This window comes from Streptomyces griseoluteus, assembly GCF_004784465.1.
Taxonomy (GTDB): Bacteria; Actinomycetota; Actinomycetes; order Streptomycetales; family Streptomycetaceae; genus Streptomyces; species Streptomyces griseoluteus.
This window is the reverse complement of sequence record NZ_SRRU01000013.1, coordinates 24,912-37,002: the sequence shown is the minus strand read 5'-3', so window position 1 is coordinate 37,002 and position 12,091 is coordinate 24,912. Positions and strand designations below refer to the sequence as shown.

General features: G+C 73.1%; 13 protein-coding genes. 7 read left to right on the top strand and 6 right to left on the bottom strand.

Features of this window, described 5'->3' with window-relative positions:
* Positions 1–12 precede the first annotated feature (12 nt).
* The 3 genes from E5082_RS28845 to E5082_RS28835 all read right to left on the bottom strand — a co-directional run bounded on the left by E5082_RS28845 (position 13) and on the right by E5082_RS28835 (position 2,557).
* Complete coding sequence (locus E5082_RS28845; RefSeq protein ID WP_135794190.1) at positions 13–873, bottom strand: PP2C family protein-serine/threonine phosphatase; 861 nt, start codon at positions 871–873, stop codon at positions 13–15.
* Between the two features lie 94 nt (positions 874–967).
* Positions 968–1,288, bottom strand: coding sequence for a hypothetical protein (locus E5082_RS28840; RefSeq protein WP_135794189.1), 321 nt, complete (start codon positions 1,286–1,288; stop codon positions 968–970).
* A 60-nt stretch (positions 1,289–1,348) separates the two neighbouring features.
* On the bottom strand, positions 1,349–2,557 hold the full coding sequence (locus E5082_RS28835; protein WP_229919003.1) for a hypothetical protein: 1,209 nt from the start codon (positions 2,555–2,557) through the stop codon (positions 1,349–1,351).
* Positions 2,558–2,730: 173 nt separating this feature from the next.
* Between E5082_RS28835 and E5082_RS28830 the strand changes: the two genes are divergently transcribed.
* The 3 genes from E5082_RS28830 to E5082_RS28820 all read left to right on the top strand — a co-directional run bounded on the left by E5082_RS28830 (position 2,731) and on the right by E5082_RS28820 (position 6,107).
* Entirely contained in the window at positions 2,731–4,185 is a 1,455-nt protein-coding gene (locus E5082_RS28830; protein ID WP_135794188.1) for a glyceraldehyde-3-phosphate dehydrogenase, read from the top strand.
* Between the two features lie 140 nt (positions 4,186–4,325).
* Positions 4,326–4,895 carry a TetR/AcrR family transcriptional regulator gene (locus E5082_RS28825; RefSeq protein WP_135794187.1) on the top strand — a complete coding sequence of 190 codons (570 nt, stop codon included), beginning with the start codon at positions 4,326–4,328 and terminating at the stop codon, positions 4,893–4,895.
* A 33-nt stretch (positions 4,896–4,928) separates the two neighbouring features.
* A complete protein-coding gene (locus E5082_RS28820) occupies positions 4,929–6,107 on the top strand; it encodes a GDSL-type esterase/lipase family protein (RefSeq protein ID WP_135794186.1) in 1,179 nt (392 codons plus the stop codon).
* A gap of 16 nt (positions 6,108–6,123) precedes the next feature.
* Here E5082_RS28820 and E5082_RS28815 read toward each other — a convergent pair whose 3' ends face one another.
* Together E5082_RS28815 and E5082_RS28810 are read right to left on the bottom strand one after the other, a co-directional pair.
* Positions 6,124–6,756: a class F sortase gene (locus tag E5082_RS28815; RefSeq protein WP_135794185.1), complete on the bottom strand. Its 633-nt coding sequence runs from the start codon at positions 6,754–6,756 to the stop codon at positions 6,124–6,126.
* A 115-nt stretch (positions 6,757–6,871) separates the two neighbouring features.
* Positions 6,872–7,450 carry a hypothetical protein gene (locus E5082_RS28810; protein ID WP_135794184.1) on the bottom strand — a complete coding sequence of 193 codons (579 nt, stop codon included), beginning with the start codon at positions 7,448–7,450 and terminating at the stop codon, positions 6,872–6,874.
* A 337-nt stretch (positions 7,451–7,787) separates the two neighbouring features.
* Between E5082_RS28810 and E5082_RS28805 the strand changes: the two genes are divergently transcribed.
* The 4 genes from E5082_RS28805 to E5082_RS28790 all read left to right on the top strand — a co-directional run bounded on the left by E5082_RS28805 (position 7,788) and on the right by E5082_RS28790 (position 10,964).
* Entirely contained in the window at positions 7,788–8,654 is an 867-nt protein-coding gene (locus tag E5082_RS28805; RefSeq protein ID WP_190045414.1) for a fructosamine kinase family protein, read from the top strand.
* A 193-nt stretch (positions 8,655–8,847) separates the two neighbouring features.
* Positions 8,848–9,039, top strand: a complete 192-nt coding sequence (tgmA, locus tag E5082_RS28800; RefSeq protein WP_031183342.1) for a putative ATP-grasp-modified RiPP — start codon at positions 8,848–8,850, stop codon at positions 9,037–9,039.
* Positions 9,040–9,055: 16 nt separating this feature from the next.
* A complete protein-coding gene (gene tgmB, locus E5082_RS28795; RefSeq protein ID WP_135794183.1) occupies positions 9,056–10,039 on the top strand; it encodes an ATP-grasp ribosomal peptide maturase in 984 nt (327 codons plus the stop codon).
* Positions 10,040–10,076: 37 nt separating this feature from the next.
* Positions 10,077–10,964 (top strand): Gfo/Idh/MocA family protein, encoded by an 888-nt coding sequence (locus E5082_RS28790; protein ID WP_135794182.1) that lies wholly within the window; start codon positions 10,077–10,079, stop codon positions 10,962–10,964.
* On the opposite strand, the gene E5082_RS28785 is transcribed toward E5082_RS28790, so the two are convergent.
* Positions 10,961–11,866: an N-acetyltransferase gene (locus tag E5082_RS28785; RefSeq protein ID WP_135794181.1), complete on the bottom strand. Its 906-nt coding sequence runs from the start codon at positions 11,864–11,866 to the stop codon at positions 10,961–10,963. The two genes, E5082_RS28790 and E5082_RS28785, sit on opposite strands and share 4 nt — an antisense overlap.
* Between the last annotated feature and the right edge of the window lie 225 nt (positions 11,867–12,091).

Here is a 12,091-nt window from a genome sequence, read left to right as displayed (position 1 = left end):
GGCGAACGCCGCCTATGGTCTAACGACGCGGGGCTGCGCGGGCGGTGCCGGGGTGTTCGGGCCGTCGTGGCCGACGACGAGTACGGCCGCGTCGTCGTCGTGGCCCACGTGGTCGGCACCCTTGATCACGGCGGCGGCGAGCGCGTGCACCTTCAGGCCGGCGACGGCGGCGATGCCCGCGAGGCGGACCACCTGGGCCAGGCCGTCCTCGACGTGCAGTGAGGGCCCTTCCACCACGCCGTCGGTGAGCAGGACGAAGACACCGCCGGTGGTGAGCCGGTGCCGGGTGACGCGGTAGTCCATGCCGGGCTGGATGCCGAGCGGCGGGCCGCCCATGTCGTGGACGACGCCGGACTTGCCGTCGGCCGTGGCCCAGACGAAGGGGATGTGCCCGGCCCGCGCGCTCTCCAGGACGCCGGTCACGGGGTCCAGCCGGAGGAAGGTGCAGGTGGCGAAGAGGTCGCTGCCGAGAGTGAGCAGCAGGTCGTTGGTACGGGCGAGCAGTTCGCCCGGTTCGCTGGTGACGGAGGCGAGCGCGCGCAGTGCGGCCCGCACCTGGCCCATGAAGGCGGCGGCCTCGATGTTGTGTCCCTGGACGTCGCCGATGGTGAGGCCGATCCTGCCGTCCGGCATGGCGAAGGCGTCGTACCAGTCGCCGCCCACGTTGAGGCCCTGGTTGGCGGGGGCGTAGCGCACCGCGAGGTGCAGGCCGGGGCGGCGGGGCAGGTCACGCGGGAGCATGCCGCGCTGGAGGGCGATGGCCAGCTCGACCTGACTGCGCTGCTGTTCCGCGCGCTCACGCGCCTGGGCGGTGAGCGAGCCGAGTCTGGCCAGCAGCTCGTCGCCTTCGTCCGTGGAGCGCTTGCGGAACATCGTTCACCCCGGTGGGCGGTGATCCTGGCGGGCCGTTGTCTGGATTTTACCCATTCAGGCGCATTCAGCGTCCGGGGCGGCCCGCCATGGACCGTCAGTACACCTGGGAGTCGATGCCGGTGATCACGGCGGGCCCGAGCGGTGCGGTGTTCTCGTCCAGCCCGACGGTGCGCAGGGCCTCGTCCGCGAGGCGGCGGGCCTCCTGCTCGGCGTGTTTGTTGTTGTCGGCCTCGACGGTGAGGTGGAGGGTGAAGGTGCCGTCCTCGTTGACGTTGACGGTGTCGAGGTCCTCGGCGCTGCCCAGGCCGGTGCCGTGCGGGTCCGCGGGACGCAGGGCCCGGCCCAGCCGGGTGCGGGTGTCGGCCTCGATGTCCGTGGTGAAGGTGCCGGGCACGGTGATCACGTAGGTCGTCATGGTCGTCCTTTCCTCGAAGCCCCCGCCTACCCGCTTTCCGCACCTTCGCACCGGCGCGGGTCACAGGGGTGAGTGGACCAGGACGGTGACGTACGCGCCGTACAGCACGGAGACGACGGCCAGGGCGCCGCCGACCAGGAGGGCCGCGGCGGGACGGGTGCGCCAGGTGCGGGTGAGGGCGCGGGCGGCCGGGATGAGCAGCGGGAAGGCCGGCAGCAGGAAGCGTGGCTTGGAGGAGAAGGAGCCGGAGCCGAGGACCACCAGCAGCACCAGGACTCCGGCGAAGGCGATCAGGGCCAGCGGGGCGCGTTCCAGGCAGAGCAGCGCGAACAGCACCAGGCTGATCAGCACCAGGGCGAGTGCGACGGGGTAGATGACCTGACCGCCGTGGGCGAGCAGCGCGCCGACGAAGCGGGCGGCGCCGGCGCCGAAGTCGACGCGGGAGCCCCAGGCACCCTGCACGGCGAAGTAGCCGCCCGTCACATCGCCGGTGCACCAGCCGACCCAGAGGACGTAGCCGAGCCAGCCGAGCGGGGCGAGCAGGGCGGCCGCCCACACACCGGGGGCGGCCTGTCCGCGCCGCAGCCGGAGCTGTTGTGCGGCGACGGTGATGACGGCGGCCGCCACGGCGAAGCCGGTGGGCCGGGCGAGGCCCGCGAGGAGGGCGAGCGTGCCCGCCCACAGCCAGCGGTCCCTGAGCACGCAGTACAGGGACCAGGCGGCCAGGGCGGCGAAGAGGGACTCGGTGTACGCGATGGTCAGCTCCACCGCGTGCGGCAGAGCGGCCCACAGCGCGACGAGGGCGGTGGCGGTGGCGCGGCCGTACAGATGGTGGCCGATGAGGTAGACGCCGTACGCGGCGACGACGGCGGCTGTCCAGGAGATGAGCATGGCCGCCGCGGCCGGGGTGAGCGGGAGGGCGGTGTCGGCGGCCCGGACGAGGGCCGGGTACAGCGGGAAGAAGGCCCAGTCGCTCTGCACTCCCCCGGTGGGAGTGATCCAGATGAGCCGGCCGTAGCCGTGCGCGGCGATGTTGAGGTACCAGCGCGAGTCCCAGGAGTGGGCGAGGTTGCGCACCAGGGGACGGTCGGTCAGCGCGTTGGTGGCGATCACGGCGGCGATGCCCGCCGCGCGGACGGCGGCGAACAGCGTGAGGGCGAGGAGGGCGCCGTGCGGTGCCCGGTGGCGGACGATCAGGGGCAGTGCACGGCGGCGCGGCGGCCCGGGGGCGGTGGCCGCTCCGGGCCGGGATGCGGAATACGTGATCACGCACCGACGATGGTCATGGGGTACGGGCGGTGCAATGCGGTGCCAGGGTGTCGCGTGTTCTTCCACCCTGATTCAGGAACGGCGCCCGGGCCGACCCCCCTGACAGGCGACTCCGATGATCAAAGTAGGGTGTGTTTACCATATGAGCGCCGCCTAGCTCGAAAGATAGATCTGTGACTGTCAACGACGACTCGTTCACGAACTGGAAGCACCGCGAGGAGATCGCGGAGTCGATGATCCCGATCATCGGGAAGCTGCACCGCGAGCGGGACGTGACCGTCCTGCTGCACAGCCGCTCCCTGGTGAACAAGTCGGTGGTCAGCATCCTCAAGACCCACCGCTTCGCCCGGCAGATCGCGGGCGCCGAGCTGTCGGTCACCGAGACGATGCCGTTCCTGAAGGCGCTGGCCGCCCTCGACCTCGGCCCCTCCCAGATCGACCTCGGCATGCTGGCCGCGACGTACAAGGCCGACGACCGGGGACTGAGCGTGGCGGAGTTCACCGCCGAGGCGGTCGCCGGGGCCACCGGCGCCGAGAAGATCGAGCGCCGCGCGCCGCGCGACGTCGTGCTGTACGGCTTCGGCCGCATCGGCCGGCTGGTCGCGCGCCTGCTGATCGAGAAGGCCGGTTCGGGCAACGGCCTGCGGCTGCGGGCCGTCGTGGTCCGGGGCGGTGGCGCCAAGGCCGCCGGTGACCTGGTCAAGCGGGCCTCGCTGCTGCGCCGCGACTCGATCCACGGCCAGTTCCAGGGCACCATCACGGTGGACGAGGACGCCAGCACGATCGTCGCCAACGGCAACGAGATCAAGGTCATCTACGCCGACGACCCGTCCTCCGTGGACTACACCGAGTACGGCATCCGCGACGCCATCCTCATCGACAACACCGGCAACTGGCGTGACCGCGCGGGCCTGTCGAAGCACCTGCGGCCCGGCATCGACAAGGTCGTGCTGACCGCGCCCGGCAAGGGTGACGTGCCGAACATCGTGCACGGCGTCAACCACGACACCATCAAGCCGGACGAGCAGATCCTGTCCTGCGCGTCCTGCACCACCAACGCCATCGTCCCGCCGCTGAAGGCCATGGACGACGAGTACGGGGTGCTGCGCGGCCACGTGGAGACGGTGCACTCGTTCACCAACGACCAGAATCTGCTGGACAATTACCACAAGGCCGAGCGCCGGGGCCGGTCCGCGCCGCTCAACATGGTGATCACCGAGACGGGCGCCGCGTCCGCCGTGTCGAAGGCGCTGCCGGACCTCAAGGCGCCGATCACCGGCAGCTCGATCCGGGTGCCGGTGCCGGACGTCTCGATCGCCATCCTGAACCTGCGCCTCGGCCGCGAGACCACCCGCGAGGAGGTCCACGACTACCTGCGCGAGGTGTCGCTCACCTCTCCGCTCAAGCGCCAGATCGACTTCACCACGGCGCCCGACGCGGTATCCAGCGACTTCATCGGCTCCCGCAACGCCTCCATCGTCGACGGGGGCGCCCTGAAGGTCGACGGCGACAACGCGATCCTCTACCTCTGGTACGACAACGAGTTCGGCTACTCCTGCCAGGTGGTCCGGGTCGTCCAGCACGTCTCGGGCGTGGAGTACCCGACGTACCCGGCACCGGAGGTCTGATCGACCCAGTAGCGGCCCTGGACGGCCGCCGACCGCACTCCGGTCGGCGGCCGTCGGCGTACCTGCCTACGCCTGCCACCCATTTGCCTAAACCCTTTAGGCAAATACATAATCGGTCAGGTTCTCAAGGAGGCGGGTCCATGGTGCGTGCGGGGCTGAGTACGGAGCGGCTGGTCCGGGCCGGGGCGGAGCTGGCCGACGAGGCCGGGTTCGAGCAGGTCACGGTGTCGGCGCTGGCCCGGCGGTTCGACGTGAAGACCGCGAGCCTGTACTCGCATCTGCGCAACTCCCACGACCTGCGCACCCGGATCGCGCTGCTCGCCCTGGAGGAGCTGGCCGACCGCGCCGCCGAGGCCCTCGCGGGCCGGGCCGGGAAGGACGCCCTGACCGCGTTCGCCAACGCCTACCGCGACTACGCCCGCGCGCACCCCGGCCGCTTCGAGGCGGCCCGGTACCGGCTCGACCCGGAGACCGCCGCCGCCAGCGCGGGCGTCCGGCATGCCCAGATGACCCGGGCGATCCTGCGCGGCTACGACCTCGCCGAGCCCGAGCAGACCCATGCCGTACGCCTGCTGGGCAGCGTGTTCAGCGGCTATGTGGGCCTGGAGTCGGCGGGCGGGTTCGACCACAGCGCCCCCGGTTCGCAGGAGTCCTGGGACCGCGTCCTCGACGCGCTCGACGTCCTCCTGCGCAACTGGCCCGCCTCCTGAACTGCCCTGTTCCTACTGCCGACGGACCTTCCGATGACCACCGACTGGACCAGCACCCCCCTCACCGCCGACCTCGTCCGGGGCGCCCTGGAACTGGAGCGCACCGAGCGTGGCCTCCTCCCCCACCGGCTGCCCGCGCGGGCCCGCGCCCAGTGCGCCGACCCGCAACTGCACATGGTGGAGTCCCAGCCCTCCGGCGTACGGCTGGTGTTCCGCACCCGTGCCACCGTGATCGAGCTGGACACCGTGCCCACCAAGCGGGCCTACCTGGGCGCACCACCGCGCCCGGACGGCGTCTACGACCTGCTGGTGGACGGCCGCCCGGCGGGCAGCGCCACGGTCAGCGGCGGCGACACGCTGACCCTCGACATGACCACCGGCGCCGGCGAACTGACTCCCGGTCCGGTCGGCACCGCCCGCTTCAGCGGGCTGTCCGCCGAGGACAAGACCGTGGAGATCTGGCTGCCGCACAACGAGACCACCGAGCTGGTCGCCCTGCGCACCGACGCGCCTGCGGCGCCCGTACCCGCCTCCGAGCGGCCGGTGTGGCTGCACCACGGCAGCTCCATCAGCCACGGCTCGGACGCGGCGAGCCCGACCGGTGTCTGGCCCGCCGTCGCCGCCTCGCTCGGCGGGGTCGAGCTGGTCAACCTGGGCCTCGGCGGCAGCGCCCTGCTGGACCCGTTCACCGCCCGCGCGCTGCGGGACACCCCGGCCGATCTGATCAGCGTCAAACTGGGCATCAACCTGGTCAACACCGACCTGATGCGGCTTCGGGCGTTCGGGCCCGCCGTGCACGGCTTCCTGGACACCATCCGCGAGGGCCACCCCGGCACACCGCTGCTCGTGGTCTCCCCCATCCTGTGCCCGATGCACGAGGACACCCCCGGCCCCACCATGCCGGACCTCTCCGCACTGAGCGAGGGGCGCCTCGCGTTCCGCGCGGCCGGGGACCCCGCGGAGGCCGCCCGGGGCAAGCTGACGCTGAACGCCGTTCGGGCCGAACTGGCCCGGATCGTGGCGCAGCGCTCCGCCGAGGACCCGCATCTGCACCTGCTCGACGGACGCGAGCTGTACGGCGAGGCCGACTTCGCGGAGCTGCCGCTGCCCGACGGGCTCCACCCGGACGGCGCCGCGCACCGGCGGATCGGCGAGCGGTTCGCGAAGCTCGCCTTCGCTTCCGACGGCCCCCTGGCGCCCCGCGCCCGGTGAGCGCGGGGCCGCCGGGTCAGACGAGGTGGCCGAAGACGACCAGGTTCTCCGTGTAGTCCTTGGCCGAGTGGTCGTAGTCCCCGGCGCAGGTGATGAGCCGGACCTCGGGACGCTTGGCGTTCGCGTACACCCGCTGGCTGGGGAAGTCGTCCTTGGCGAAGGTGTCGGCGCTGTCCACGACGAAGTTGGCGGTGTTGCCGTCGGCCCGCTCCACCGAGAAGCGGTCGCCGGGCGCCAGGTCGTCGAGGCGGGCGAAGACGGCCGCCGAGGTGGCCGTGTCCACGTGGCCGGCGATGACGGAGGTGCCCTTCTCGCCGGGCGAGGCGCCCTTGCTGTACCAGCCGACGAGGTTGGTGTTGCCCGCGGGCGGGGGCTCCAACTGGCCGTTCGAGGCGAGGACGAGGGCGGTGAAGGGCGCGTCCACGCCGATCTTGGGGATGCGCAGCCGGGTGGGCGCCGAGCGGGGCAGCGGGGCTCCCGCCTGGATCGCGCCCGCCGTCGCGGTCGCGGTGCGGGCCGTGCCGGTGCCGTCGCCCGTGCCGTGGTGGCCGCCGAAGACGCTGAGCGCCAGGATGGCGACGGCCGCCCCCCACAGCGTCAGCCGGCCGCCGCCCCGGCCCGCGTTGTCACCGGAAGGGTCTGCTGCCATCGGACACCACCTCGCTCGGGCACGGCAGCACAGGGATCTGGATCAAGGGGGGGCGCGGGCCGCCGACGCGGTACGGCGTCGACGGCGGCCACGGCCCCCGGGGTCTCGGGAACGGTCAGGAGGCCGGACCGGCCGCCTTCTTGCGGCGCAGCGCGTAGGCGCCGAGGGCACCGGCGGCGAGGACCGCGACGCCGCCCGTGGTCACGCCACCCGAACCGGCGAGGGCGCCGCCACCGGTGTGCATGCCGCCGCGCGGCCCGTCGGAGTCGTCCTTGCCGCCGGAGTCCCTGCCCCCGCTGTCCTTGCCGCCGCTGCCGCTGCCGCTGCCGCCGCCGTCGCCCTTGTCCTTGTAGCTCTCCGGGTCGAAGCGGCTGTCGCCGGAACCGGAGCCGGAGCCGGAGCTCCAATCGTCGCTGCGGACGGCCGCGAGGGCGCCGCCGCCGGTGTGCATGCCACCGCGCGGGCTGTCGGAGTCGGAGTCGTAGGAGTCACGGCCGGAGCCCTTGCCGCCGGAGTCGCGGCCCCCGGACTCCTTGTCGCCGGAGCCCTTGTCCCGGTCGGAGTCGCTGTCGTGCTGCTTGTTGTAGGAGGAGTCGTCCCGCCCTCCGTCGTCCGCGGCGAGCGCGGCGCCGGGAGCCAGGGCGAGGGCGGCGGACGCGGCCGCCGTGGCGAGGAGAATGCGGGCAGAGCGCATGTCGGTGTCCTTCCGCCGTGGCCGGGCAGCGGATTCCTCATCGGCTGACATGACCCGGCCTCGACATGATCCACCGTCGGACCGCCCGGCGCCGCGCACCATCCGGGCCGTCCAGCCGGGTCAGCTCTCCACCCGTCTGTCCCAGCGACACGCCGGTGCGACCCCCGAACGGCCCAGCCGGTTACCCGTCCGGCGGGCGGGCGGGGACCTTCGGCCGCCCGTAAGTGCGAAACGGACGTCACCGCCCCGCATTCCGGGCAAACTTGGCCGAAAACCGTCGTAGCCATGCTCGAAGTTCCTGACGTGGCTGGGCTTTTGCGGGTCGTACTCTGGGGCCGTGATCGAGCAAGTCGAAGACCCAGCGCTGACCGTGTCCCGGCTGACCGGGCGCCGGGTCACGGGCGGCCCGGTGGGGACCGGCTCGCCCGCCGAGGTCACCCTGGAGGACGGCACCACGGTGATGGTCAAGCGCGGCGACGGCCCCGGCGCGGTGCGCGCCGAGGCGGCCGGGCTGCGCTGGCTCGGTGCCGCGCGTGCGGTGCGGGTGCCGGAGGTGCTCGGGCACGACGAGTGGTCCCTGGTCAGCGAACGGGTGCCGACCGGCGCCCCCGACGCCGGGGCCGCCACGCGCTTCGGCCGCGCGCTGGCCACGCTGCACGCCTCCGGCGCCCCCGCGTTCGGCGCCGCCCCGCCGGACGGACCCGAGGACGCGTACATCGGCCGGGCGCCGATGCGGAACGTCCGGGGCGACGACTGGCCCTCCTGGTACGCCGAGCACCGGGTGCTGCCGTACCTGCGCTCCGCCGTCGACGCGGGCACGGTCCGGCCGGGCGAGGCCGGGGTGATCGAGGCGGCGTGCGAGCGGCTGCCCGCACTCGCCGGTCCCGCCGAGCCGCCCGCGCGCCTCCACGGCGACCTGTGGCAGGGCAACGTCCTGTGGGGCGCCGACGGTGAGGTCCGCGTCATCGACCCGGCCGCGCACGGCGGCCACAGGGAGACCGACCTGGCGATGCTCCGCCTCTTCGGCTGCCCCCATCTGGAACAGGTGCTCGGCGGCTACCAGGAGACGAGCCCCCTCGCCGACGGCTGGCGCGACCGGGTCGGGGCCCATCAGCTCTTCCCGCTGCTGGTGCACGCGGTGCTCTTCGGCCGGGGCTACGCGGAACAGGCCCTGTCCGCCGCGCGCGCCACCTTGGCCGGGTGAACAGGCTCACACCGAGGGCCGACGGGGCAGACGAATCTGCGGTGGGGCGCAGCCACCGCGCCCCACGTGGCGTCCTTCCTGCTGACCCATCGGTTCACGGTGCCTCCCTCCGGGCTCTGGTCACGGAGCGTGAGGAAACCAACCACTCGTTCGATTCGTATAAGGACGTGAAGGACGAAACAGGGGAGAGACCATGCAACCGTTCACGCTCAACTACGCACGGCCTGCTGGCCAGTTGGATGTCACCGCTCCGTACGCGTACGACTCCGCACTGCAGTTGAACGTCCTGCCGGACGGGCGGATCGCCGCGACCGACCACGCGATCCTGCTCACCCTGGGGACGACCACCTCCACGGCGGGCTCCAAGACGCACTTCGACGACTGATCGCGGGCCCCCGACGATGACCGTGCTCATCCTGACCAGTGACGAGGACGTCACGGCCGACATGGTGGTCCTGCGGCTGGGCGAGGCGGGCGTGCCCGTCGTCCGGTTCGACCCCGCCGACCTCACCAACGGGGTGGCACTCACCGGCGAGTACGCGGGGGACGACTGCGGCGGCCACTTGTCCGTCGGCGGGCGCCTGGTCGGGATGAGCGGCCTGCGCTCCATCTGGGTGCGCAGGCCCGGCGACGCGGCCGCCCGTGCCGCCCAGCCGTCCCCCTGGCTGACCCAGGAGTCGGCGCAGGCGCTGTACGGGATGCTGCGGTGCAGCGACGCCCGCTGGATGAACCATCCGGACGCGGCCCCGCGTGCCCGGCACAAGCCGTGGCAGCTGCGGCTCGCCCAGCGCAGCGGGCTGCCGGTGCCGGCCACGCTGATCACCACCTTCCCCGACACGGCACGGGAGTTCGCCGAGCGGCACCGCGACGTGGTGGTCAAGCCGGTCTCCGGCGCCCATCCGCAGGAGCCGCCGCGCGCGGTGCCGACCAGCCGGGTGGCGCCGGGCACCGACTTCAGCGCCGTGGCCTTCGGACCGACGCTGCTCCAGCAACGGGTGGCCAAGCGGGCCGACATCCGGCTGACGGCGGTCGGGGACCGGCTGCTGGCGGCGCGCAAACCGGTCGATCCGGACGCCCACCCCGACCATGTGGACGTCCGTTTCGCTCCCTCCGTCTCCCCCTGGCTCCCCGCCGAGGTGCCCCCTCGGGTGGCGGTGTCGGTCCGCCGCTATCTGAAGGCCGCCGAGCTGGCCTACGGCGCCTTCGACTTCGCGGAGGACGCGGACGGCACCTGGTGGTTCCTGGAGTGCAATCAGTCGGGCCAGTTCGGTTTCGTCGAGCTGGACACCGGTCAGCCGATCGCGGAGACGATCGCCCACTGGCTGGCCGGAGACGACCGGCCCGTGGAGCCGTATACCCACGACAAGAGGGACGCCGTCCCTTGATGCCGTGGAGCACGGCTTGAAGAGAAGGGAGCGCTCGATGCGCATCGGACTGCTGGGAACGGGCCCCTGGGCGCGCACCGCACACGCACCGGCGCTGGCCGGTCACCCCGGTGTGGAGTTCGCCGGGGTGTGGGGGCGCAGCCCGGAAGCGGCGGCCGCGCTGGCCGGGGAGTACGGGGTGCGGGCGTACCCGGACGTGGACGAACTGCTGGCCGATGTCGAGGCGGTGGCGGTGGCGCTCCCGCCGTCGGTGCAGGCGGAGTTGGCGGTGCGCGCGGCGCGGGCCGGGCGGCATCTGCTGCTGGACAAGCCGCTGGCGCTGGGCGTGGCCGAGGCGCGGGCGGTGGCCGAGGCGGCGGAGCGGGCCCAGGTGGCGTCGGTGGTTTTCTTCACCACCCGGTTCCAGAAGGAGCCGGAGGCGTGGATCGAGGAACAGGCCGCCGAGGCGGGGTGGTTCACGGCGCGGGCGCAGTGGATGGGCTCGGTGTTCACCAGCGACAGCCCGTTCGCGGCGTCGGCGTGGCGGCGGGAGAAGGGCGCCCTGTGGGACGTGGGCCCGCACGCCCTGTCGGTTCTGCTGCCGGTGCTGGGTGACGTACGGGAGGTGCTCGCGGCGGTGCACGGTCCCGCCGACACCGTGCATCTGGTGCTGGACCATGCCACCGGGGCGTCGAGCACGCTGACGCTGAGTCTGTCGGCGCCGCCCTCGGCGGCCGGAGCCGATGTGGAGCTGCGTGGCGAGTCGGGGGTGGCGCTGCTGCCGAGGAGTTCGGAGGGCGCGGTGCCCGCGCTGGCCCGTGCGGTGGACGCCCTGGCGGCAGCCGCCCGCACAGGTCGCCGGCACGCCTGCGACGCCGCGTTCGGACTCCGGGTGACCGAGATCCTCGCGGCGGCACAGGCGCGCCTCAGCGAACCGGTCGACTAGCCGGCCGGTGCCCCGTCCGCCCAGAAGTTGACGCGTTCCCGTACGACCGGATAGCCGGCCGTGGTGAAGTGGGCGGCCATCGGGAAGTTCCCCTGGTCGGTGGCGGCCGCGATGAAGTCGGCGCCCTCGGCGGCGAGGAAGCGGGTGCAGTCCGCCAGCAGGTCGTAGGCGTAACCGTGGCCGCGCTGCCCGGGGACCACGCCGATGAAGCCGACGCAGGGCCCTGAGGGGTTGCGGGCCGGGACATGGATACCGGCGATCTCGCCCTCGGGGGTACGGGCGACGCGCCACCACTCGCGGGGCGACGGGCACCAGTGGAAGAAGTCCAGCTCCTCCCGGGCGGCCAGTTCCACACCGCCCTTCTCGATGGCACGCCGGGCGTGGGCGTCCAGGGTGACGGAGTGGATGCGGCGCAGGGCGTCCAGGAAGACCTCGTCGTCCGGTTCCGGGGTGAACTCCAGGCGGCCGGGCTGCTCGGGCAGGCCCAGGTCAGGGGTCCAGCGGTAGATGAAGCGCTCGACGAGGGGCTCGTACCCGGCGAGACGGGCGGCGGCGGTGCGGGTGGCGACGGCGGCGGCGAGGGCCGGGTCGTCGCGCCAGCCCGGCGGGAGATCGAGTTCGAGTTCCGGGGTGGTCCAGGGCGCGGTGCGCAGCAGTTCGGCGCCCGCCGCCTCCTCGCCCTCGGCCACGTCGAACCAGTTGATCACCAGGGGGGCGGGGTCCTCGGCGCGGGCCCACCAGGCGGCGCGGGCCACGGGGCGTCCGTCGCGCAGGGCGACGCGCCGCCAGTCGGGGCGGAAGTGGGTGGTGCGGTGCCGCTCACTCAGGCCGAGCGGGTCGGGCAGGTCGTGGAACAGGTGGGCACTGCTCGGGTCGAGCGTGCGGATGACCGGTGTGGTCAAGGTGTCCTCCGGGAGATGTGCCTGCGGTGATGGCGCTCCCGGTCCGGTCAGATGGTGCACACCCGGATGACGGAGTGGAGGGAGCGCGCGTGCGTGGTGATGTACATGACGCTCGCCTCCTTCCTGGTCCGTCTCGGGCGTGCTCGCGCCACAGTAGGGGCACGCCCGCGCGGGCGTCCAGGGGTTTTCCGGAGCGGGCGGCAGGGGCGGGCGCGGCGTAGCGTG

Bases quoted from the DNA above. Each gene is read 5' to 3' on its own strand.
- E5082_RS28845 (WP_135794190.1), bottom strand. From the start codon at position 873: ATGTTCCGCAAGCGCTCCACGGACGAAGGCGACGAGCTGCTGGCCAGA.
- E5082_RS28840 (WP_135794189.1), bottom strand. From the start codon at position 1,288: ATGACGACCTACGTGATCACCGTGCCCGGCACCTTCACCACGGACATC.
- E5082_RS28825 (WP_135794187.1), top strand. From the start codon at position 4,326: ATGGTGCGTGCGGGGCTGAGTACGGAGCGGCTGGTCCGGGCCGGGGCG.
- E5082_RS28820 (WP_135794186.1), top strand. From the start codon at position 4,929: ATGACCACCGACTGGACCAGCACCCCCCTCACCGCCGACCTCGTCCGG.
- E5082_RS28815 (WP_135794185.1), bottom strand. From the start codon at position 6,756: ATGGCAGCAGACCCTTCCGGTGACAACGCGGGCCGGGGCGGCGGCCGG.
- E5082_RS28810 (WP_135794184.1), bottom strand. From the start codon at position 7,450: ATGCGCTCTGCCCGCATTCTCCTCGCCACGGCGGCCGCGTCCGCCGCC.
- tgmA (WP_031183342.1), top strand. From the start codon at position 8,848: ATGCAACCGTTCACGCTCAACTACGCACGGCCTGCTGGCCAGTTGGAT.
- tgmB (WP_135794183.1), top strand. From the start codon at position 9,056: ATGACCGTGCTCATCCTGACCAGTGACGAGGACGTCACGGCCGACATG.
- E5082_RS28790 (WP_135794182.1), top strand. From the start codon at position 10,077: ATGCGCATCGGACTGCTGGGAACGGGCCCCTGGGCGCGCACCGCACAC.